Consider the following 21,739-nt stretch of genomic DNA (forward strand, 5'->3'; position numbering starts at 1 on the left):
AGACCTGTTCTGAGAGGTACGCCATGGCCACCACCACGCCCCAACCGTCGGGAACGATGGAGCGCATTCTTCGCCTGATGAGCGACAAGAAGGCGTCGGATGTGTACTTGTCCGCGCATGCGCCTGCGCTGATCAAGATCAATGGCCAGTGCGTACCGATCAACAGCCAGGTGCTGCCTGCCGATGCGCCCAAGAACCTGCTGGCCGAGGTGCTCTCGCCTGAACAGATGGCGCTGCTGGACGTCGAAGGGGAACTCAATGTGGGCTTTCCCATGGCGGGGGTTGGCCGTTTCCGCGTCAGCGCCATGCGCCAGCGGGGATCCATCGCCGCGGTGATCCGCTATATCGCGGTGGACATTCCTTCCCTGGCCAACCTGCAGTTGCCACCGATTCTGGGCGACCTGATCATGGAAAAGCGCGGACTGCTGCTCATGGTGGGGGCCACCGGCGCGGGCAAGAGCACCACGCTGGCGTCCATGATGGACTACCGCAACGAAAACGTCTCGGGCCACATCTTGACCATCGAAGACCCGGTGGAGTTTTTGTTCAAGAACAAGAAATCCATCGTCAACCAGCGCGAAATCGGTACCGACACGCAAAACCTGCAAGTGGCGCTGAAAAACGCACTGCGCCAGGCACCAGACGTGATCCTGATTGGTGAGATCCGCGACCGTGAAACCATGTCAGCAGCCATTGCCTATGCGCAGTCGGGCCACCTGTGCCTGGCCACCATGCACGCCAACAACAGCTACCAGGCGCTGAACCGGATTCTGAGCTTCTACCCTGTGGAAGTGCGCTCCACCATGCTGGGCGACCTGGCTGCGGCCTTGCGCGCCGTGGTGTCGCAGCGCCTGCTGCGCACGATGGCAGGCATGCGCACGCCGGCCGCCGAGGTGCTGCTGAACACCAAACTGATTGCCGAGCTGATTGAAAAAGGCGACTTCTCGGGCGTCAAGGAAGCCATGGAAAAATCCATGGCCGAGGGCTCGCAAACCTTCGAGCACGACATCGCCCGCCTGATTGTGGAAGGCGTGGTCGAGCGCAAAGAGGGCCTGTCCCATGCGGATTCGCCAACCAACCTGTTGTGGCGCCTGCAAAACGACTTTAGCAAGGCCGCCAAGCCGGCTGCTGCGGTGGAAGAGGAAGAAGAAGCCTCGTTCACCGAAATTACCCTGGACGTGAAGCACTGATGACGAAAACTTTGCAGCTCACTGAGCAGCTGCTTTCCATGGCTTCGGTCACCCCGCTGGATGGCGGCTGCCAAACCCTGATTGCCCAACGCCTGGCCCCTTTGGGCTTTGTCTGCGAAACCATCGAGAGTGGCCCCGCTGACTTCCGCGTCACCAATTTATGGGCAAAACGGGCTACAGCCCCCGTCAATATTGCGCCAGCAGCTAGCAAATCCATAGCAGCCAAGACGCTGGTATTTGCCGGCCACACCGACGTCGTGCCCACGGGCCCACTGGAGCAATGGGACAGTGCGCCCTTTGTGCCCACACACCGCGACGGCAAGCTGTTTGCCCGCGGCGCCAGCGACATGAAGACCTCGCTGGCCGCGTTTGTGGTGGCCATTGAAGAGTTTTTGGCCGCCACGCCCCAGCCCGACCTGAACATCGCCCTGCTGCTGACCAGCGACGAGGAAGGCCCGGCCAACGACGGCACCGTAGTGGTCTGCAACACGCTCAAAGCGCGTGGCGAGGTGCTGGACTACTGCATCGTGGGCGAGCCCACCTCGGTGGAACGCACGGGCGACATGATCAAGAACGGCCGGCGCGGCACCATGAGCGGCAAGCTCACGGTCAAGGGCGTGCAGGGCCACATTGCCTACCCGCACCTGGCCAAAAACCCCATCCACCTGGCCGCGCCCGCGCTGGCCGAGCTGGTGGGCATCGAGTGGGACCGTGGCAACGACTTCTTCCCGCCCACCACCTGGCAAGTCAGCAATATGCACGGCGGCACCGGCGCCAGCAATGTGATTCCAGGCCACGTAGTGATCGATTTCAACTTCCGCTTCTCTACCGAGTCCACGCCCGAGTCGCTACAAAAGCGCTTGGCCAGCGTGCTGGAAAAGCACGAACTGGAATACGACCTGGCCTGGACCGTGGGCGGCCTGCCCTTCCTCACCACGCCCGGTACGCTGGTGGACGCGGTGCGCGATGCCATCCGCTCAGAGACCGGCATCGAAACCCAGCTGTCCACCACCGGTGGCACCAGCGACGGGCGCTTTATCGCCCAGGTCTGTCCCCAGGTGATTGAACTGGGCCCGCCCAACGCCACCATCCACAAGATCAACGAGTTTGTGGCGGTGGCGGATATTGAGCCGCTGAAGAACATCTACCGCCAGGTGCTGGTCAACCTGAACCGTCAGGCGCAGGCATGACCTTGTTGGAACTGGTGGCCCACGCCACCCAGCAGCTTACGGACGCCCAGGTCTCCTTCGGCCACGGCACCACCAACGCGCGGGACGAAGCCGCATGGCTGGTACTGCATGCGCTGGGCCTGCCACTGGATACACCGCTGAACGGAGAGGCTTCTGAGGCAAACAGGCCTGTAGCCCCCGAGGAATATGCGCGAGCAGCTACGCTTTTAGGAGCACGCATCACCACGCGCAAGCCCGCGGCCTATCTGACGAACGAGGCCTGGCTGCAGGGCGTGCCGTTCTATGTGGACGAGCGCGTGATCGTGCCGCGTTCGCTGATTGCCGAGCTGCTGGTGGATGGCAGCATTGACTACTGGTTGAAGGAAAGCACACGCCGCGTGCTGGACTTGTGCACCGGCAACGGCAGCTTGGCTATCTTGGCGGCCATGGTTTATCCAGATGTGGAAGTCACGGGTGCTGATATTTCCACCGATGCTCTGGCCGTGGCCCGCATCAATGTGGACAAGCACAGCTTGCAGGACCGCATGCAGTTGGTGGAGTCTGATGGACTGACTGCTGTGCCCGGACCGTTTGATTTGATTCTCTGCAATCCACCGTATGTGAACGCGCAGAGCATGGCTGCTCTGCCTGCGGAGTACAAGGCGGAGCCCTTTATCGCGCTGGACGGCAACCAGTCCGGCGGCAGTGGCGATGGCATGGACTTTGTGCGTACGTTGTTGCGACAAGCACCGGACCATATGGCTGACGATGCCGTTTTGGTGCTGGAAATCGGCAATGAACGCGACTTTTTTGAAGCCGCCTTTCCTGCGCTTGAAGTGGTCTGGCTGGAAACCAGTGCGGGTGAAGAGCAGGTGTTGTTGGTGACCAAGGAGGCCTTGCTGCTTTAGCGCCTCTTGGTGCTGGGCTTCAGTACTGAGCCCGCAACAGGCCAGGAGCAGGGAGCTCCGTTCGTGTCCCCCGGCCTTCGGCCTCCTCCTTGACCTCACTGCGCCCCCTACCCCTGACCTGCCGCTACGAAGGGGCTCCCTGGAACGCAAAAAAGTGCACCGCTGGGTTGGTGGATGGGGTGTCCGGGCGTAGGCGCTGTTCGCGGTTGCCACAGAACAAGCCGGCCAACAACGGCCTTAACGAAATGAATACTGCGAACCCAAAGTGTTCGCCCGCGAGATGCGCCGTAGAACGGATACCCCGTCTACCAGCCCTCACCACCATGCAGGCCTGAAACGCCTAAAAGAATTGATAACTGAGTTCCCAACATGATTACCTTGAAAAACGTCACCCTGCGCCGCAGCGCCAAGGTGCTCCTCGAAAGTGCCTCTGTCACCCTGAACCCTGGCGAAAAGGTCGGCCTGGTGGGGCGTAACGGCGCCGGCAAGTCCTCGCTGTTTGCCCTGCTCAATGGGAACCTGCACGAAGACGCTGGCGAGTACTACATCCCCACCCAATGGCGTATGGGCCAGGTGGCCCAGGACATGCCCGAGACAGATCAAGGCGCGACCGACTTTGTGGTTGAAGGTGACACTCAGCTCGGTGCCGCGCGTGCCGAAGTGGCCGCCGCCGAGGCCACTGAGGACTACGATCGCATGGCTCACGCCTACACCGGTCTGCACGACGCCGGGGAGTACGACGCGGCCGCCCGTGCACAGGCGTTGATTCTAGGCCTGGGCTTCAAGACTACGGAGCTGGACAAGCCGGTGAACAGCTTCTCCGGCGGCTGGCGCATGCGCCTGCAGCTGGCGCGTGCACTGATGTGCCCCAGCGACCTGCTGCTGCTGGACGAACCCACCAACCACTTGGACTTGGACGCCCTGGTCTGGCTGGAAGCCTGGCTCAAGAAATACGAAGGCACGATGGTGGTCATCAGCCATGACCGTGAGTTTCTGGATGCCGTGACCAACGTGACGCTGCACATCGACGCAGGCAAGCTGGTGCGCTACGGTGGCAACTACAGCAAGTTCGAGGATTTGCGTTCAGAACAAATGGCGCTGCAGCAAACGGCGTTTAGCAAGCAGCAAGACAAGATCGCCCATCTGCAAAAGTTCATTGCCCGTTTCAAGGCCAAGGCTAGCAAGGCCAAGCAGGCACAGAGTCGCGTGAAAGCGCTAGACCGCATGGAGAAGATTGCACCGCTACTCAGCGAGGCGGATTTCACGTTCGAGTTCAAAGAGCCAGCCAACCTCCCCAACCCCATGCTGTCCATGAGCGGCGTCAGCTTTGGCTATCCACCGCCCGAAGACGCGCCCAAGGGCACCCCGCCCACCACCATCGTGCACAACGTCAGCAAATCGGTGCTGGCCGGGCAGCGCATCGGTATCCTGGGCGCCAACGGTCAGGGTAAATCGACTCTGGTGAAAACCGTGGCGCGCGATTTGCAACCCTTGGGTGGCGATGTGACAGAGGGCAAGGGCCTGAACATTGGCTACTTCGCGCAGCAAGAGTTGGACGTGCTGCGACCTGATGAGTCCCCGCTAGAGCACATGATTCGCCTGGTGCGCGAGATGACGGCCGCTGGCAAGATTGCGGGTCAGCAGATGCGCGAGCAGGACCTACGCAGTTTCCTGGGCACCTTCAACTTCGGCGGCGACATGGTCAAGCAGGCCGTGGGCAGCATGAGCGGTGGCGAAAAAGCGCGCCTGGTGCTGTGCATGATCGTATGGCAGCGCCCCAACCTCTTGCTGCTGGATGAGCCAACCAACCACTTAGACCTGGCGACGCGCGAAGCACTGGCCATGGCGCTCAACGAATTCGAAGGCACTGTGATGCTGGTGAGCCACGACCGTGCGCTCTTGCGCAGTGTGTGCGACGAGTTCTGGATGGTGTCACGCGGTGGCGTGGAGCCCTTTGACGGTGACCTGGATGACTACCAGCGCTACCTGCTGGACGAGGCCAAGCGCCAGCGCGAACTGGCCAAGGAAGAAGCCAAGTCCGATGCGGTCAAACCCGTGGTCGCGGCCCCGGTGGCCGTGGTCAAAACCGGCCCTACACCCGACGCACTGCGCAAGCTGAAGAAAGAAATCGCCCAGTTGGAAGAGCGCATGGCCACGCTGAACAGCGAAGGTGCGGAACTGGAAGCCAAGCTCTCCACCAACCCGCACCCGTCAGTGATTGCCGAAACCGGCAAGCGCCTGAAGGCCGTGAACAGCGAGTTGCAAACGCTGGAAGAACAGTGGCTGGACTTGACCGCACAGATGGAGGGCTAAGGCCCTTTTTCTGCGCCGAAAAGGCAAGAAAAAAGCCCACTGTTTTGCAACAGTGGGCTTTTCGATTCCACATGAAGTGGTGGGAACTGAGAGATTCGAACTCTCGACCTACGGATTAAGAGTCCGCTGCTCTACCAGCTGAGCTAAATTCCCTTAAATCGTCACAACTTGGTGGGACCAGCGGGGGTCGAACCCACGACAAACGGATTAAAAGTCCGCTGCTCTACCAACTGAGCTATGGTCCCTACGAAAACCTGCAACTCAGTTACATGTCCCGCGAAGCCTCAAATTATAGCGTGTTTTGTAGTGTCATTAGAAGACTCGCGCGATATTTTATCAATCATCCACCCTGCAGCGCACATACCAAACGTGGCAGTTACCGTCACCAGCGATCCATAGCCATGGCAGTTCAGCGAGCCATCGGATTGCACGTCGCACGAGGCATCTGGCCCAGCCACCGTTTCCTTGCTGAACACACAAGCCACGTGGATTTTTTTTCCATTCTTCGGCGCGCCATGTTCCTTGCGCAGGCGGTAACGCAGTTGCGCCAGCAACGGGTCATGTGTCACCTCACTGAGGTCGGCGATATCTACCGCGTGGGCATGTCGCTTGCCCCCTGCAGCACCGACGGAAATAAACGGGGTCTTAGTACTCCTGGCCCAAGAGGCCATGGCGGCCTTGGCGCGCACCTGGTCGCAGGCGTCCACCACGCCGTCAACGTTTGAGGCAATCAAGGACAGCCAACTGTCAGGCTCCACAAAAGCGTCTACACCGATGACTTCACACGCGGGGTTGATCAAGGCAATGCGCTGTCGCATGGCCTCAATCTTGGCCATGCCCACGGTGTTGGTTAGCGCATGGAGTTGGCGGTTAATGTTGGACTCAGAAATGTGATCCATATCCACCAGGGTAATACGCCCTACCCCGCTGCGCGCTAACGCCTCCGCGGTCCAAGAGCCCACCCCGCCTATACCCACCACCATGATGTGCGCGTTCCGCACGCGGTGTGCCGGATCAGCCCCCAGCAGACGGTCCAGACCAGAAAAACGCCGAACCAAATCAGCGCCATCTGGCAAGTCGGGAGTCTTGGCGGGCATCTACCAGCAATTATTTGAAGCGCGCCAAGCGGTCTTTGCCAGCCGCGGCAGCTTCAGTGCCGGGATGGCCGGACACCAGCTCTTCCAAAGTCTTGCGGGCAGCCTTGGTGTCTTTCATTTCCAACTGGCAATTGGCAATCGCCAACAAGGCTTCCGGCACACGGATGTGGTCAGGCGCCTGCTGTACCAGCATGCGGAAATTGGCCTGCGCTTCTTTGTAGTCCTTGGTGGCGTACTGCGCATTGCCCAACCAGAACAGGGCTGATGGACGGTAGCCACTTTGACCATAGCGGTTCACAAAATCGACGAACGCAGCTTGGGCCGCGCTGAATTCGCCTTTGCGAAAAATCGCCAAGGCTGCTTCAAAGTCCCGCTTTTCAGCAGGCTCCGCCAGAAACTCCCGGCCATCAGCGGTCACACGCGTGGGTTCCAATTTGCGCAAGCGGTCTTCCAGGGTTTGTCCGGCGTCCTTTTGCTTGCGCTGTATTTCGGACAAATCACGGGCCATCTGTTCGTCTTGCCCGCGCAGCTTGGCAATCTCGGCACGGCTGGCTTCCAACTGGTTCTGCAAGTCCGCCAGGCTACGGCGCAACTGCGCAGCCTCCTCGGTTGCGCGGCGACTTTCCTCCGCCAGCTTCTGCTCGGACTCCTGGCGCAAAGTGTCTATCCTCTGCCGCAAGTCCAGAATCGCCCGGCGCGCCTCTTCGTCATCGAAAAGACCCGCAAAGGCGGTGCCCAATGTCAGCAGCAGCAATGCCGATGCCGTGGCATTGCGAGCGTATTTCAAGACGGAGAAGGCCATCAGTCTGCTCAGCGGTAGCTGATTTCAGCACGGCGGTTTTTCTCCATCGCCGCTTCTGTATTGCCCAGCGCGGCAGGCTTTTCTTTGCCAAAGCTCACGGCTTCTAGTTGGCTATCTGCTACGCCCTGTAAAACCAGCGCCTTGCGAACGGCTTCGGCACGCTTTTGACCCAGCGCCAGGTTGTATTCACGACCGCCGCGCTCGTCAGTATGGCCTTCGAGGGTCACCTTGCGGGACTTGTCGGCCTTGATGAACTTGGCATGGGCCTCGATCACGGACTGAAACTCGGAGCGGATCACGAAACTGTCGTAGTCGAAATACACGGTGCGCGTCGTGGACTTCATGAACGCGTCACGCTCAGCGGCTGTCAAGTCGATGGTTTTAACATCAGATTTAGCTACGCCACCGCTTCCGGCCTTGTCATCAGCCGTGCTGCCACTGACGGCTTTACCTGTCCTGTCTTCCACAGGCGTGTTGTCCAATTTAACGGCCGAGCCACAGGCACTGAGAACCAACGCCACCGACACTGCCAAAACGATCCGCTTCATTCCATACTCCTTGTTTAAATCTAATTACTTCTGCACCGGGCCCCAATCGGGCTCCCGGATATCACCACTTTGCCCGGCCAGACGAGCCTTGATTTTTCCATCCAGGGTGGTGGTCATCAACGCCTCACGCCCCTGTTGCAGGGTGGCATAAATCACCAAACGGCTGTTGGGTGAAAAACTTGGGTTTTCATCGGCGCTAGTGTCCGTAATCGCATTGGCGGTGCCACTGGCCAGATCCATGATGTGCAGCTTGAACGCACCGCTAACGCGAGACACATAGGCCAGCCACTTGCCATCCGGGCTAACAGCCGGGGAGATGTTGTAGGTGCCATTGAACGTTACGCGCTCCGGATTTCCTCCGCTGATGGGCATACGGTAAATCTGCGGTGAGCCGCCACGGTCGCTGACAAAGTAAATGGTTTTCCCGTCTGCGGTAAACACGGGCTCGGTGTCGATGGCGGTGGACTGTGCAAGGCGTTTGGGCTCTCCACCGTTGGCATCCATCAAATAAATCTGCGAACCACCATCGCGGCTCAGCGTCAGCGCCAAGGTACGGCCATCAGGGGACCAGGCAGGTGCGCTGTTGGAGCCTTTGAAGTTGGCCACTAGGCGGCGGCGACCGGTTCCTACGTCGTGCACATAGACCACCGGCTTGCGCGACTCAAATGACACATAGGCTAACTGATTGCCATTGGGCGCCCAAGAGGGGGAGATTACAGGTTCCAGGCTGTTCAAGGCACTTTGGGGATTTTCTCCATCGGCGTCGGCCACCCAGAGATTGAACGAAGTGCCCGCCTTGGTGACGTAGGCAATGCGCGTGGAAAAAATGCCCTTGTCGCCGGTTAGCTTTTCGTAGACAAAGTCTGCCACCCGGTGGGCTGCTAAGCGCAAATCGCCTGCTGCCACGGCGTGGCTTTGGCCACCGAGATCCTGATTACGCACAGTGTCCCAGACCCGAAAGCGAACATCGTAGCGACCATCAGCCAGCCGGGTTACGCTGCCAGCCACCAGGGCGTCAGCCCCTTTTTGACGCCACTGCGCCACATCAGGCCGGGACGCCTCGTCCCAAGCACCGGCCACGTTATCGGTACCGCGGAACTGACCGCTACGCTCCAGATCAGCCATCACGATGGCAGCCAACTTTTGAGGTGCTGCGTCTTCACCACGAAACGCTGGTATGGCGATGGGTAGCTGTGTCAGGCCCACACCAGATACTTCCACGCGAAATTGAGCAGAGGCCTGCAGGCTGAAAAAACCAACAATCAGTGACAGAAAAAATTTATGCATCGTGTTCCGATTATCCCCAACTGCGAATGACGGTATTGCTGGCTGCAAGACTTTCTTGGTAACCAACAGTTGCGCGTACCTGCCCCGTCTTTTGCCGCTCACGCACTTTGTCGGCGTTCACACCTTCGCGGCCCCGGTCTGACTCTGGATGCCACAGGTGGTATACCTCGGTCGCACAAAAGCCATTTTTGCGGACCAGACCCGCATTGTGAAGCCGCAGCACAAAGTCTGCATCCTCATGTCCCCAGCCAACAAAGGTTTCATCAAACCCGTTGACAGCCTCGTAATCAACGCGCCACACCGCCATGTTGCAACTGCGAATGCCCTTCCAAACAAACGTGGTTTGCCGTCGAAGTCCCAAATCAGGTAGGCGCAATGCACCTGTTAGCTTGCTCGCATCTCCTGCCCAACGCCGGGTCAGCCAATAGCCGAAGGTGCGCCCTACTGGCATTTCGCCGCCGCACAATAAACCGTCGGTGAATGGTCGGCTCAATAGCACCCGACTGCCATTGATGAAGTACCCGGTCTCTTGTAGCTGGCGGTGGCGGGCTATGAAATCCACTTCAGGCACGCAGTCACCATCCAGCAGTACGAGATATGCCCCTCTCGCAGCGGCAACCCCCAAGTTGCGCACCTGGGCAGCAGTAAAACCCACGTCCGGGTGCCAAACATGGGTTACCGGAAACTGCATGGCTTCCGCAGCTGCGGCGATAGCTACCACGTGCTCAGGCTGGGAGCCATCGTCGGCAATCACTACTTCGAACTGTTGATCGGTCTGACGAGCCAGGCCTGCAAGCACCAATGACAGTGCGTCACTTCGGTTGTAGGTGGTGATGACCACCGAAATCAATTCGGGGAATAGCATTTTGGAATAGACTAGGCCGCCTTCGCGGAGAGTGTCGAAAGGCACCTTCAACCTGCTTTGTGAGCGGGATTTTGAACGAAAGTTCAACACACAATTGGATGTTATCACCCCGCATGCCCCTGATTTCCGTTTACATCATTGCCTACAACGAGGCGGAAAAAGTGCGCGCAGCCATTGAGAGCGTGCGTTGGGCCGATGAGGTTGTCGTGGTGGATTCCTGGAGCACGGATGGGACGGCCGAACTGGCAACGCAGCTGGGCACAAAGGTGGTCCAGGTGGAATTCAAGGGCTTTGGCGACCTGCGTAATCGGGCCATTGCGGCATGCACGCACGCATGGATTTTCAGCCTGGATGCAGATGAACGCTGCACCCCGGAAGCGGCGCAGGAAATTCGTACGCTGACCCAAAGTGACGACGCTCTGGATGCCTACTGGACGCCACGGCGCAATTTCTTCATGGGCCGCTGGATCAAGCACTCAGGCTGGTACCCCAATTACCGCCAACCCCAGTTGTTTCGCAAGGGTGCCATGGCCTACGACCAGAAGCCGGTACATGAGGGCTACGTCTTGCATTCCAAAAAAGCGATTGGCCATATGCAGGCTGCAATTTGGCAATTCCCATTCAAGAACATGGCCGAAGTCATGCATAAAGCAAATCGGTACTCATCATTGGGAGCCGAAAAGATCAAGCACAAGAAGATCAGCATATGGTCAGCTTTGCTGCACGCCAAATGGGCGTTCTGGAAGCACTACCTGTTCAAGCTGGGTTTTCTCGATGGCTGGGCTGGGTTTGTAATTGCGCTGGGGAATTTTGAGGGGACTTTTTATCGCTATGTGAAGGCATTGGAGATACAAAAAGGCGAGGCTTGGCGCTCGCCCACCAAGCCTTCATTGCCCCAGCATGACTAAAGCAGACCGCGCGCTGTACCTGCGACTGCTGGGCTTTTTGCGCCCCAACTGGAAGGCTTTCTCCATCGCCGTGCTCTGCATGGTTTTCACTGCGGCAACAGAGCCCGTGTTTCCAGCCATCATGAAGCATCTGCTTGACAGCGGATTTCGCGCCTCGGACGCACGCATGGTGTGGCTCATCCCCGCGAGCATTGTGTTGTTGTTTCTAGCCCGAGGCGTTTTGTCTTTTGTGACCAACTACCTCATGACCTGGGTATCTACACGTTTGGTAGTCGATTTGCGTCGCACCATGTTCGACAAGCTGGTGGGAGCCCCCACGCAAATCTTTCACACCCAGCCCGCGTCGCAATGGATTGCGCGCCTACTCTATGACGTAGACAACATCAACCAAGCGGCGACCAATGTGTTGGTGACCGCAGTTCGTGAGTCTTTGACCGCCGTGGCACTGCTGTCTTACCTAGTCTACCTGGACTGGAAGCTGACCCTCATCACGTTGACCGTGGGGCCGGTAATAGCGATTCTGATTCAAAGCTTTGGTCGCCGCATACGCAAGGCCAGCAGAGCCAGCCTGGAGTCGCTGCGCGCCGTGGCCCACACTGTGGAAGAGACCACTGCGGCCAACAAAGTCATCAAGATCTATGGCGGTCAAGCGCAACAAAAAGAGCGCTTCCATGCCGTGACTGAAAACTTTCGCCGCAGCATGATGAAGGAGGCCGTACCCGCCTCTGCCCTGACTCCCATCACGCATATGACGGCCTCCGTTGCCATTGCGTTCATCATCTACATGGCTCTGAGTCGTGCCATGGGGCAGGCTGGAGACACGGCCGGAGGCTTTGTCTCCTTCATCACTGCTATGCTGCTTCTGATCTCGCCGATCAAGCAGCTCACGACCATCAGCCCCATTCTGCAGCGCGGCCTAGCCGCTTGCGAAAGCGTCTTTGGAGTGCTAGATGCACCAGTGGAAGCGGACGCAGGCCAAGCCCGGCTGCCAGAGTGCAAGGGTGAGATTCGCTTCGAGAACGTGAGCTTCCGCTACCCCGGCAGCGATAAGCTGGCACTGGACAAGATCAACCTGCAGGTACAACCCGGCCAAACCATTGCCTTGGTCGGAGCGTCTGGCGGCGGGAAGAGCACGCTGGCGGCACTGATTCCACGTTTTTACGCACCAGACTCTGGCCGCATCACCGTGGACGGCGTCGACATCGCCACACTGGCACTGACTAACCTGCGCGAACACATCGCATTGGTCAGCCAGGACATTGTTCTGCTCAACGACACCATCCGCGCCAATATCGCATTTGGTCAGTCACGTGGTGCGGACGAGACCAAAGTGCGCGAGGCCGCAATCGCAGCCCATGCCTGGGAGTTTATTTCCCAGTTGCCGCAGGGTCTGGATACGCTAACGGGAGAAAATGGCGCCACACTGTCGGGTGGACAACGCCAGCGTATCGCCATTGCACGTGCGCTCCTCAAGGATGCCCCCGTTCTCATACTCGATGAAGCCACCTCTGCCCTGGACACTGAGTCAGAGCGTGTGGTGCAGGATGCTCTGGCGACTCTCATGCGCAACCGCACCACCCTGGTCATCGCCCACCGCCTCAGCACCATCGAGCGCGCAGACTTGATTTTGGTGCTGGACCAAGGGCGCATCGTGGAATCTGGCGACCATGCCTCCTTGATCCAACGCAACGGCTACTACGCCAACCTGCAGAGGTTGCAGACATGAAGATACCAATACTGATGTACCACCAGATCGACGAGCCCCCGCCGCGTGGCACGGCGCTGCGCGGACTCATCGTGGCGCCCTCCTCGTTTGCCTGGCAAATGCGCATGCTCCGCATGCTCGGCTACAAGGGACTGTCCATGCGAGATCTGGAGCCCTATCTGCGCGGTGAAAAACAAGGCAAGGTAGTGGGCATCACTTTTGACGATGGATACCAGAACAATGTGATCCACGCACTGCCCGTATTGAAGTCCAACGGTTTCACCGCGACCTGCTACGGTGTGAGCAGCATGATTGGCGGGACCAATGCCTGGGACCTGGGGAAAGTGGCGCAGAAGCCGCTGATGACTCTGGATGACTGGCTCGCTTGGCACGGCGCCGGCATGGATGTCGGGTCACACACGCGAGGCCACGTTGATCTCGATACATTGTCTGACACCGAGGCCCGGCAACAGATATCCCAGTCCAAGCTAGAGCTTGAGCGGACCTTGCAATGCGAAGTTCGCCATTTCTGTTACCCCTATGGGCATTACAGTCCACAACATACGGAAATGGCGCGCGAAGCTGGCTATGTAAGCGCTACAACGACACGGCGCGGTCGAGTCAGCCCTGGTGATGAAACCATGACCTTGCGTCGGATCATGGTGGCGCGTGCGACCAATCCGCTGCAGTTCTTTATGAAAATCGCCACCACCTACGAAGACCGCCGCGCATGAAGTCCTTTGTACTGTATTGCAAGAGTTACCGCACTGACCTCAAGCGAGTTGTGCGGCTGGCAGATTCGATCCGACGATACAACGTAGACCGCATTCCCTTCTACATCTCAGTCCCTCAAACGGACATGGCATTATTCCAAGAGCACCTCCAGGGGCTGGATGTTGAGCTGCTCACCGATGAGTCAATCATCGCGCGCAATCCGCACATAGACCCGGCCCGCTTGGCCGGCATGGTGGGCAGCCTCTCGCAACAGATTGTGAAGTCGGAGTTCTGGAGAACGGATATTGCGGTCGCCTACATGTGCCTGGATTCCGACTGCATCTTCATTCGGCCATTCCGCGTACAGGAATTCATCACGGCAGAAGGCATTCCCTACACCGTCATGGACGAGGGCCGCGATTTGTTCTATCCCGTTCTGTCGCGAGGCAAGACCAAAGTCATTGAGGATTTCCACCGCGAGTCAATGGAAGTTCAGCAGGCCTTTGGCCGCCATGGCAAGCACTACAACTATGGTCCCAATTGCCCTATTTGGGATCGCCGCGTGTGGGCAAGCCTGGATCAGCACTATGCCCGTCCGGCAGGACTTTCTTTCCTGGACTTGGTTCTGAGATCCGGGAACGAGCAACGTTGGTATGGCGAGGCACTTTTGAAGTACCGCGCTATCGATTTGCTACCCTCTCAGCCTTTTTTCAAGATGTACCACTACGCGTGGCAACAGAGGTTTGACAAGCGCTTGGGAATTCAGGAACAACAGCTGGAGCGACTGTATTGCGGCGTGGTCTATCAGTCCGCCTGGGAACGTGAAATGGACTGGCCTTCGGAAGGCGGAAACTGGCTCTCCCATCTTGGGCGCCGTGTGCGTCGCGTACTCAATCGCGCATGAACCCCAGCAGTCTTCCCGTATTGCTGACGTCCAGTGTGATCGCCCATGATCGCGGCGTGCGTTTGCAAAACCCGCAGGAGCGCGAACGGCTGGCAATGGAATCCATTCGGCAATGGCGCACCATCAGCCCGGACACTCCACTCGTACTTTGCGACGGCTCCAGCTTCGACTTCCGTCCCCTGGTGGCAGCCCTGCCCGATGGCCACGACATAGAGTGTTTGAATTTTCAAAATGACATCGCGGCAGTCCAGAAACGTGGGCGCGGCTATGGTGAGGGGGAAATTGTTCGACACGCCATCGAGCATTCCAAACTGATCCAGTCAGCCGGATGCTTTGCCAAGTGCACGTCCAAGCTCTGGGTGGAAAACTTTGAAGAATGCCTGCTGCAATGGAATGGTGATTTACTGCTAAAAGCGGTTTTTGACAATGTCTTCACCCCATGGAAACCCACCACCCTGGCCTACATTGACACCCGTTTCTACATGGCAAGCCTTGGCACATACCAGCGGCTGTTCTTGCATGCGCACCACGCTGTTCACGCACAACAGGGCCACAGCCTAGAGGAGTGCTTCAGGGATATTTTTTTGAAAGAACAACCGCCGACTTGCCTGATGTCTCCCCCTCCCGTGATTAGCGGAGTAGGGGGAGGCACAGGCGTGTATTACAAAAACAGTGCCTTGCGTAAACTGAAGGAGCGGTGGAGATACGCTCGGGTGAAGCGTAACCCCTTGTTCAGACCTTGGTTTTCTGAAGTTTGAGGCACCCCTGCAACACCCTGTCCCTACGGAAACAGGTTTGGATACTCCCTTTGCAGAGCTTGCGCGATATATCGGGATCCGTTGATATTCAGATGATTCCTGTCGCGGTACAGCAATTGGCCTTCGAGCGCCATCCTGCAGTCGTCCTTCCCGCACAGGTACTTTTCCAGATTGAAGTAAGTCACCAATGGGGCTTCAACAACTTTGCTCAGCGCCCACGGTGTGTGCGTTACCGCCCCCACATCCGCAGTGCACATGTTTGAAATGAAAATTCTGTCCGCATAGGCACAACGCTCAGCATTGAACGGAAAGATAGGCACATCATCGAGTAGGTACACGACCTTCCCCTGGCTCGTAAAAAATGCCAGTGTGGCCTGGAGGTCTGCGTAAAACGCCTGGGAATCCATGCCCTGTAGTTTGGACGCCCAGTGCGCAGACAGCAAAACGCCTTTTACCGAGTAATCCGCGCGGATTGCCTGAAAAACCTCAGTGAATCCCTGATTCGAAATCAGCGGTAGCCCCTCCCTTGTGGTGTAGGCCAATGTCGTTTCCGCATGCTGTTGCGCCAATCCCGGAAAAAGATGTTCCGCGTGGCTGTCCCCGAGCAGCACATAGCTGGGAATAGCCGGACCAGGATGGCTCTGCGCACAGCGTGAGCTCACGCCCTTCTCATTGACGGCCGCAACCCATCCCCGCTCCGTACATGGATAGGCGTGGTCTTTCAAGTACACAAGAAACTCCTGCTGTCCAACATCTCCCTGGTTCAGCTGCGAGATCTGGGCAGCCGCCCGCCATGGCACACCACCCGAGAGGTAGATATACCCGCTAGCAGCGAGCACCGCAAAAAAAGGCCACAACAACAGCAAGGAAGAAGAGCCCTTCCAGCGGCCGAATCGCACCGGCTTTTCCACCCAGACGTAAGTCGCCCATGCCAGAAAAAACGACAAGATCAAGGCCGGGTTTCGTACTTCAATAAAGGGCTTGCTGTCTTCAAATATGTGGCAGAAGGACAGCAGGACCCAATGCCACAGATAAAGCGGAAAACTAATCTTGCCTATGAAAACCATCGGGCGTCGGGACAACAACGCGGAGTTGACCCAGGACGAGCGGCCGTAGAGCAATAGCATCGCACCGGCGACAGGAAACATAGAAACATATGACGCAAACTCACCAGGCTGGCGCAAGCCATAGAGCGATAGCGCCAGGAAGCCAAGTCCTCCCAGCGCGGCGATATTGTCACCAATAGAAGAACTGCTACTGCGTTCACGCTGCCAAACAGCCAGCAAGGCCCCCCCCAAGATTTGCCAGAAGCGGGTATGCGGCAGATAGAAAGCAGAAGAGGGACTGCTGCTGCCCTCCCCTAAATACAGCGCAAATGAAACCACGAAGAGGATGGCCACAGATCGCAGTCGAAACTCTTTGCGGAGGAAGACAAGAAGAATGGGAAAGAAAATATAAAATTGCTCTTCGACTCCGAGCGACCACAAATGCAGCAGTATTTTTTTCTCTGCGGCTGCATCAAAGTAACCTACGTCGCTCCAATAAAGAAAGTTGGCCGCAAACAGGGAGCCAGCCAGCACTTGGCGTCCCAGCTGCTCGAAATCGAAGCGCAGCAGCGTAAACCACCCAAGAACAAGACTGAAAAACAGCACAGTCACCAAGGCAGGAAAAATTCTCCGAATACGCCGCGCATAAAAATCGGAAAATAGAAAACGGTCTTGGGCTATGCCATCGACGACCAATCCGGTTATCAAGTACCCGGATATCACGAAGAATATGTCCACGCCAATCTGCCCAGCGTTGAATTCCGCAGGATAGCCATGGTATAGAACCACAAGCAACACCGCGACAGCACGCAAGCCATCCACATCGGCCCGATAACTCATCGAACTCCTAGCAACAAGAAAAGAACAGCGACGTTTACTAGACTAACAGTCAGTACGCGCATGGTCAGTCAACACATCAGCCAGTAGCCCGGCAACGATGACCACGGAGAAAGTAATCATCCCTTTGGAACTGTATATCTCTGTGCTGAAGCTTGCGGCCAATTGGCACATGAGAAATGCCAGACCCATGAGGGACGCTTGCGCAGACAAGGGATGTGATCTCAGATGTTTGAAGAACACGTAAAACGGCACTGCAAATACCCAGAAAACGGCAATCAAACCCAGCAATCCAAATCGCACGGCTTGCGTGGTCCATTCACTATGAAACAGGGCGTTATATGCAAAATCGCGGGTATAAGCGGTAGAGAACGTCACCACCTCAGTCGCATCCTTTATCGCTAGATACCCGCGGTCTCCCCAGCCGAACCAGGGGCTTTGAGAGAAATAGTAGGCCCCCAACCGGTAGAACGTGATCCGCATTCCTACCGAAGTGTCCGAGGCGACTCCACCGCGCCAAGGATAACTGGAGACTTCATCCACAAACGCCGCCAGTCGAATGTCCGTGGTGCTGGACAGCAGCAATACCGCAACCAACGGCAGCGCTAAAAAAAGGAGTACAGAGATTTTTTTTCCCGCTGGGTTTTCGAAAAGGGTTCTGGCAATAAGCAACAAAACAAACGGAAACGCCAACCACCCAGTTCGACTGCCGCTTCGCAAGGACAGGTAGGTACCGACCATAAACCCCACAACATTAAGTATGGCCAATTTGCTCAGGCGTCCCTGCTTCAAATTCAGCGCCGCAATAACCAAGCACATTAAGCCCACGGAGAGGTTCATGAAACCGAATGCGAGGGGGTCCATGAATTCAATGGTGGCCCGGTTACCCCATGCGTCGCTCGGCATGACAAATGTGCTGCTTACCCAGGAAAAAAGAACAATCAAGGGGGCGATCCAGCGTAGCGCATCGGAAAATTTGATGCGAAGGTACAGTAGGAAAGCGAATATGGGCACACCCAGAAGCCATCGAGTCTGATCCAGATATTCCTTGGACACAAAAGTCCCTCGGCCGATCTGGGATACAGAAATAGCAATGAAGTAAATGACATACGTGCCTAAAAAAGGCCATAGCTCCACATCGTGGTAAACCGAAAAGTAATTTCGGTAAAAAACCGATGACAGCAGTATCAATACAGCGCAAAGAATCGATACATTGGTGATCCAGTGCGAAACGGAGAGGTAAAACAGCGGGGCAACAACAAGCATGAGGAGAATGACTCGCTCCAGCCACGTGCTCTGAGCGGGCATCCATGGAGTCCATCGGCTCGCGAGAAATTTCATGCAAACACCTTTCTTACCTTGCGCCGCCACAACCACCGCTTCAAGACACTTCTGGGCGCATCGCCCTCCAGCGCTCCGGTGCGCAAACCCGCGCGCAATTGAAGCGGCGGAGTCCACAAACCATTGCGGCGAAGCTCTTCATAACGCGCCAAAACCGCCAAATTCCCCAGCCGGGTGTGCTCAAAACGGGCTGCCGAATGCTTGGCTTGCAGCAATTTCTTGTTGCGCTTGATCAAAGCCCGCGCTTCCTTGCTGCCTTTGAATGTGGCACTGCCAACATGGAGGATGAACACGTCTTCAGTGATCATTTGCTCCAAACCTACCGCCCTCAGCCGCAAACTAAAGTCAAAATCTTCGTAGTAGCCCAGGCCAAACGCTGGGTCTAATCCACCCAGTTGCTCCCATGCATCGCGCCGAATGGCAATACAGAAAAAGTCGCAGCGGTAGGCAGGCATCAACTGGTTGGTGGGATGTGCATGTAATGTTTCACCGATCTGCAACCACTGCGCAAGGGACGCTTCCGGCTTCCAGAGGCGCTGCCCATTGCCCGCAGCATTGGTCACAGGCCCCAGCATGGCAACCGCGGCTGGTGCAGCTTGCACAACCCTCAATAAAGCGTCCAGGGCCAGAGGGGGAAACACCGTATCGTTATTTACGAGCAATAACCAGGTTCCCTGCGCATGGCTGGCTCCCCAGTTCATCCCACCTGCGAAGCCTCGATTTTCCGCGCTCACCAAGCTGCGAAAACCAGGATGGGACGTGCACCAGCGCCGTGTCAAGTCCGCAGAGTCATCAGGTGAACCGTTGTCCACGACCAGTATCTCTACTTCAGGATGATTTTCCCAAGGCAGTAGTGACTCCAGACAGCCGCGGGTAACCGTTTTGAAGTTCCGATACCCCAGAACCACCAGTGACAGAATGGGTTTCATGCCAAAAACTCCCGCAAACGCTGAACGGCGGTGCGTGTCGTATAAGGACTGACTTGGCGGTTGTTTCCAAGACCCTGCAGTCGCCATCTGTCCATCATCTTCTCCAGAACTTCTTCGAAGTTGTCGCCGTCTTGCACCACAAAATGCCCCTGCCCACGCAGCAACTCCACCATCTGCGGATTGCCATGCACCGTCGCCAAAATCGGGCGCTGCATCCACAGGTATTCGTAGAGCTTGGAAGGGATGTACTCGGCACAGATGGGTTCGGTTCCATGCAGCAGCAGCAGTACATCAGCACTGCGCATGCGCCGCAGAATCTGCTCACGACCGGACATGCCTGTCACAGGGTCCGCTTCGATACGGCCCAGGTGGCGCACCAGATCACGCACGGGCGATTGGGTGATCGCGGCCTGGGACACTGCGTCCAGCGGTCCACCCGCAAGTTGCAGCTCCAGCAACGAACGCAACTCAGGGCGTTTGGATACCAAAGCCTCCAGTGCAGAAATGATGGGCGTGAGATTGCGTGTAGCCGACAGCGAGCCAAAATGGCCTATGACCATCTTGGCGCCCGGCACATAAGAAGGTAACACCCTGAACGGCGCATCAATGCCCGGCAACATCATCTTGCCGCGCTCGCCCAGCTGGGGATGGCGGCGTCTGGCGCTGGCCAGGGCTTGTTCGGTAAACCAGATGGCCACATCGGCATCGGTGCAAATCTGGCGTTCTACCTCGGCCTGCATGCGCTCCTGCCCGGTTTTGGGCACGCTGCCCGGCATCACAAGGGGATCGTGTACCTCGGCCAACCAGCGAGCGCCCAGCGCTTTTTTCAAAGCGCGCCCGGCCACATGCGCAGCGAAGGCCCCGCCGGTGGAATAGATGAGGTCGAACTTGCGATGCCGGGCAAGCGAACGCCCCCTGAGATAAGCAGTGAGCCACCACGACCAGGAGCTTTCCACGGGCCGCAGCAGCTTTTCGATGAACATGAACGGCAGCAAAGGAATGGACAAAAGCATCATGACCAACCGATAGACCTTGGGATCGGCGAGCCGCTTGCGCAGCACATGGCGCAGCTCGAATCGGATACCTGCAGCCCCTGCTGGCCAGAGCTGGTGATGTTCGTAGTGGCGATCTTGCTCACCGGACACTCCGCTCAGCACCACCAGCTCAATGCCCGCCGCCTCCAGATGGGGCAGCTTGTCGGTAATGGTCTGGCTGGCAGCGCGACCATCCATGTTGAAGGCATGGGACAGCACCAACCAACGCTGCGCGTAACGCTTTGCGATGCCGGCGTATGTGGCTTCATAAGAGCCAGCAGCACGCTTCCAGGAATGCGCTTGGGCAAATGCCAGCGCCTGGCCGGACATATCCGATGCCAAGCCGCCTTCCGTTTGCAGGCGCTGCACGGCGGTGACGATTTCGGCCACATTCCGGGGATCTTTCAGCAGCAATGCGTTCTCGCCATCACGCAGGTCCTGTGCAATACCGCTATAAGGGGCTTCACTCACCACCACAGGCAGGCCATGCGACATGGCTTCCAGCACCACCATGCCGTAAGCGTCTTCCAGTGTGGGGTGCGCCAGCATATCTGCTGCGCGGTATGCCGTCCCCATATCCCGCTGGCTGCCCAGAAAATGCACGCGCTCCGTCAGCCCCAAGCGCTCGGCAAGCCTGCGCATGGCCGGCTCGCTTTCGGCATGGCCCACCACCGCCAGCTGTGTCTGCGCGGGCAGCTGAACCATCGCTTGAAGCAGGGTCGGCAAACCTTTCTTTACAAAGTCATTTCCCACGAACAGCACCAAGACTGCCTGCATCGGCAGCCCCAGTTGCGCGCGGGCCTGCGCGCGCTGCGTAGCAGACGCCAAACCCGGCACCGTGTCCACGCCTGGCGTCACTACCTCCAGCATCGGGGCTGAATCCGGGTAGGTCACCTGCAGCACCGTCTTCAATGACGAGGAAGCACATACCACGCACTTCTTCAGCGCCCAGGCATAGCGGCGTTTTTCCAGCCACAGGTAGGCCAACAGCCGCGGGCTCGTCATCACCTTGAGCCAGCGCAGCGCCAGCGCAGCGCCCTGCCGGCCGGCAAACAGCGTGTGCTTCACCGGCAGCACATGCACCGTCTGCACATTGCCATGCCAGGTGTTTTCATGTGAGTGCACGATGTCAAAGCCTTGCCATGTCGCGCGCCAGGTCTTCCACGCAAAGTACAGCTGGTTGATCCAGCGCGGCCGCTGCAGCGGCATGGGAATGCGGTGGTAGGTCACACCCGGAAAGTCGTGCGCAATAGTCTGCGCAAACACATGCACCTCGTGGCGCGCCGCCAGTTCTTCGACCAGCGCAATGGAATAGCGCTCGGCCCCGCCACCCGTGGTGGCAAAGTTCCGGCTCAGTACGGCGATCCGTAAACGTTCAGTCACA

The 21,739-nt window shown here is 57.7% G+C and carries 18 protein-coding genes and 2 tRNA genes; 9 read left to right on the plus strand and 11 right to left on the minus strand.

What is annotated here, in order from left to right; all coding sequences use genetic code 11:
* The first annotated feature begins 23 nt into the window (after positions 1-23).
* From J2X15_RS02655 to J2X15_RS02670, 4 genes are all read left to right on the plus strand, one after another.
* Positions 24-1,190, plus strand: a complete 1,167-nt coding sequence (locus J2X15_RS02655) for a PilT/PilU family type 4a pilus ATPase (protein WP_310339229.1) — start codon at positions 24-26, stop codon at positions 1,188-1,190.
* Entirely contained in the window at positions 1,190-2,380 is a 1,191-nt protein-coding gene (dapE, locus tag J2X15_RS02660) for a succinyl-diaminopimelate desuccinylase (RefSeq protein ID WP_310339231.1), read from the plus strand. Before J2X15_RS02655 ends, dapE begins: the two co-directional genes overlap by 1 nt.
* Positions 2,377-3,267 (plus strand): 50S ribosomal protein L3 N(5)-glutamine methyltransferase, encoded by an 891-nt coding sequence (gene prmB, locus J2X15_RS02665; RefSeq protein ID WP_310339233.1) that lies wholly within the window; start codon positions 2,377-2,379, stop codon positions 3,265-3,267. Before dapE ends, prmB begins: the two co-directional genes overlap by 4 nt.
* Before the next feature lie 369 nt (positions 3,268-3,636).
* The gene (locus J2X15_RS02670; RefSeq protein ID WP_310339235.1) at positions 3,637-5,580 is read left to right on the plus strand and encodes an ABC-F family ATP-binding cassette domain-containing protein; all 1,944 of its coding nucleotides are present in this window, start codon (positions 3,637-3,639) and stop codon (positions 5,578-5,580) included.
* Positions 5,581-5,657: 77 nt separating this feature from the next.
* On the opposite strand, the gene J2X15_RS02675 is transcribed toward J2X15_RS02670, so the two are convergent.
* The 7 genes from J2X15_RS02675 to J2X15_RS02705 all read right to left on the minus strand — a co-directional run bounded on the left by J2X15_RS02675 (position 5,658) and on the right by J2X15_RS02705 (position 10,266).
* Positions 5,658-5,733, minus strand: a tRNA-Lys gene (locus J2X15_RS02675).
* A 16-nt stretch (positions 5,734-5,749) separates the two neighbouring features.
* Positions 5,750-5,825 (minus strand) — tRNA-Lys (locus tag J2X15_RS02680).
* A 39-nt stretch (positions 5,826-5,864) separates the two neighbouring features.
* The gene (locus J2X15_RS02685) at positions 5,865-6,677 is read right to left on the minus strand and encodes a tRNA threonylcarbamoyladenosine dehydratase (RefSeq protein WP_310339237.1); all 813 of its coding nucleotides are present in this window, start codon (positions 6,675-6,677) and stop codon (positions 5,865-5,867) included.
* A 10-nt stretch (positions 6,678-6,687) separates the two neighbouring features.
* A complete protein-coding gene (gene ybgF / locus J2X15_RS02690) occupies positions 6,688-7,479 on the minus strand; it encodes a tol-pal system protein YbgF (protein ID WP_310339239.1) in 792 nt (263 codons plus the stop codon).
* A gap of 8 nt (positions 7,480-7,487) precedes the next feature.
* Entirely contained in the window at positions 7,488-8,027 is a 540-nt protein-coding gene (gene pal / locus J2X15_RS02695; RefSeq protein WP_310339242.1) for a peptidoglycan-associated lipoprotein Pal, read from the minus strand.
* A gap of 24 nt (positions 8,028-8,051) precedes the next feature.
* Complete coding sequence (tolB, locus tag J2X15_RS02700) at positions 8,052-9,314, minus strand: Tol-Pal system beta propeller repeat protein TolB (protein ID WP_310339245.1); 1,263 nt, start codon at positions 9,312-9,314, stop codon at positions 8,052-8,054.
* A gap of 10 nt (positions 9,315-9,324) precedes the next feature.
* On the minus strand, positions 9,325-10,266 hold the full coding sequence (locus tag J2X15_RS02705) for a glycosyltransferase family 2 protein (protein ID WP_310339246.1): 942 nt from the start codon (positions 10,264-10,266) through the stop codon (positions 9,325-9,327).
* Positions 10,267-10,292: 26 nt separating this feature from the next.
* Between J2X15_RS02705 and J2X15_RS02710 the strand changes: the two genes are divergently transcribed.
* Genes J2X15_RS02710 through J2X15_RS02730 form a run of 5 tightly spaced genes read left to right on the plus strand, consistent with a single transcriptional unit; the run spans position 10,293 to position 15,168 of the window.
* Positions 10,293-11,087 (plus strand): glycosyltransferase family 2 protein, encoded by a 795-nt coding sequence (locus tag J2X15_RS02710; protein WP_310339249.1) that lies wholly within the window; start codon positions 10,293-10,295, stop codon positions 11,085-11,087.
* Entirely contained in the window at positions 11,080-12,813 is a 1,734-nt protein-coding gene (gene msbA, locus J2X15_RS02715) for a lipid A export permease/ATP-binding protein MsbA (RefSeq protein ID WP_310339251.1), read from the plus strand. The genes J2X15_RS02710 and msbA overlap by 8 nt, the downstream gene beginning before the upstream one ends.
* A complete protein-coding gene (locus J2X15_RS02720; protein ID WP_310339253.1) occupies positions 12,810-13,526 on the plus strand; it encodes a polysaccharide deacetylase family protein in 717 nt (238 codons plus the stop codon). The genes msbA and J2X15_RS02720 overlap by 4 nt, the downstream gene beginning before the upstream one ends.
* Positions 13,523-14,410 (plus strand): DUF6492 family protein, encoded by an 888-nt coding sequence (locus J2X15_RS02725; protein WP_310339256.1) that lies wholly within the window; start codon positions 13,523-13,525, stop codon positions 14,408-14,410. The genes J2X15_RS02720 and J2X15_RS02725 overlap by 4 nt, the downstream gene beginning before the upstream one ends.
* On the plus strand, positions 14,407-15,168 hold the full coding sequence (locus tag J2X15_RS02730; RefSeq protein WP_310339259.1) for a hypothetical protein: 762 nt from the start codon (positions 14,407-14,409) through the stop codon (positions 15,166-15,168). The genes J2X15_RS02725 and J2X15_RS02730 overlap by 4 nt, the downstream gene beginning before the upstream one ends.
* Positions 15,169-15,191: 23 nt before the next feature.
* Here J2X15_RS02730 and J2X15_RS02735 read toward each other — a convergent pair whose 3' ends face one another.
* From J2X15_RS02735 to J2X15_RS02750, 4 genes are read right to left on the minus strand one after another with little or no spacing between them, the layout of a single operon-like run.
* On the minus strand, positions 15,192-17,054 hold the full coding sequence (locus tag J2X15_RS02735) for an acyltransferase family protein (protein WP_310339261.1): 1,863 nt from the start codon (positions 17,052-17,054) through the stop codon (positions 15,192-15,194).
* A 42-nt stretch (positions 17,055-17,096) separates the two neighbouring features.
* Positions 17,097-18,392, minus strand: coding sequence for an O-antigen ligase family protein (locus tag J2X15_RS02740; RefSeq protein WP_310339263.1), 1,296 nt, complete (start codon positions 18,390-18,392; stop codon positions 17,097-17,099).
* Positions 18,389-19,321, minus strand: coding sequence for a glycosyltransferase family 2 protein (locus tag J2X15_RS02745; RefSeq protein ID WP_310339266.1), 933 nt, complete (start codon positions 19,319-19,321; stop codon positions 18,389-18,391). The genes J2X15_RS02740 and J2X15_RS02745 overlap by 4 nt, the downstream gene beginning before the upstream one ends.
* The gene (locus J2X15_RS02750) at positions 19,318-21,738 is read right to left on the minus strand and encodes a glycosyltransferase family 4 protein (RefSeq protein WP_310339271.1); all 2,421 of its coding nucleotides are present in this window, start codon (positions 21,736-21,738) and stop codon (positions 19,318-19,320) included. The genes J2X15_RS02745 and J2X15_RS02750 overlap by 4 nt, the downstream gene beginning before the upstream one ends.
* Position 21,739: the final 1 nt, after the last annotated feature.

Source organism: Rhodoferax saidenbachensis, from assembly GCF_031457975.1.
GTDB classification, from domain to species: domain Bacteria; phylum Pseudomonadota; class Gammaproteobacteria; order Burkholderiales; family Burkholderiaceae_C; genus Allorhodoferax; species Allorhodoferax saidenbachensis_A.

Bases quoted from the DNA above. Each gene is read 5' to 3' on its own strand.
- J2X15_RS02655 (WP_310339229.1), top strand. From the start codon at position 24: ATGGCCACCACCACGCCCCAACCGTCGGGAACGATGGAGCGCATTCTT.
- dapE (WP_310339231.1), top strand. From the start codon at position 1,190: ATGACGAAAACTTTGCAGCTCACTGAGCAGCTGCTTTCCATGGCTTCG.
- prmB (WP_310339233.1), top strand. From the start codon at position 2,377: ATGACCTTGTTGGAACTGGTGGCCCACGCCACCCAGCAGCTTACGGAC.
- J2X15_RS02670 (WP_310339235.1), top strand. From the start codon at position 3,637: ATGATTACCTTGAAAAACGTCACCCTGCGCCGCAGCGCCAAGGTGCTC.
- J2X15_RS02685 (WP_310339237.1), bottom strand. From the start codon at position 6,677: ATGCCCGCCAAGACTCCCGACTTGCCAGATGGCGCTGATTTGGTTCGG.
- ybgF (WP_310339239.1), bottom strand. From the start codon at position 7,479: ATGGCCTTCTCCGTCTTGAAATACGCTCGCAATGCCACGGCATCGGCA.
- pal (WP_310339242.1), bottom strand. From the start codon at position 8,027: ATGAAGCGGATCGTTTTGGCAGTGTCGGTGGCGTTGGTTCTCAGTGCC.
- tolB (WP_310339245.1), bottom strand. From the start codon at position 9,314: ATGCATAAATTTTTTCTGTCACTGATTGTTGGTTTTTTCAGCCTGCAG.
- J2X15_RS02710 (WP_310339249.1), top strand. From the start codon at position 10,293: ATGCCCCTGATTTCCGTTTACATCATTGCCTACAACGAGGCGGAAAAA.
- msbA (WP_310339251.1), top strand. From the start codon at position 11,080: ATGACTAAAGCAGACCGCGCGCTGTACCTGCGACTGCTGGGCTTTTTG.
- J2X15_RS02720 (WP_310339253.1), top strand. From the start codon at position 12,810: ATGAAGATACCAATACTGATGTACCACCAGATCGACGAGCCCCCGCCG.
- J2X15_RS02725 (WP_310339256.1), top strand. From the start codon at position 13,523: ATGAAGTCCTTTGTACTGTATTGCAAGAGTTACCGCACTGACCTCAAG.
- J2X15_RS02730 (WP_310339259.1), top strand. From the start codon at position 14,407: ATGAACCCCAGCAGTCTTCCCGTATTGCTGACGTCCAGTGTGATCGCC.
- J2X15_RS02735 (WP_310339261.1), bottom strand. From the start codon at position 17,054: ATGAGTTATCGGGCCGATGTGGATGGCTTGCGTGCTGTCGCGGTGTTG.
- J2X15_RS02740 (WP_310339263.1), bottom strand. From the start codon at position 18,392: ATGAAATTTCTCGCGAGCCGATGGACTCCATGGATGCCCGCTCAGAGC.
- J2X15_RS02745 (WP_310339266.1), bottom strand. From the start codon at position 19,321: ATGAAACCCATTCTGTCACTGGTGGTTCTGGGGTATCGGAACTTCAAA.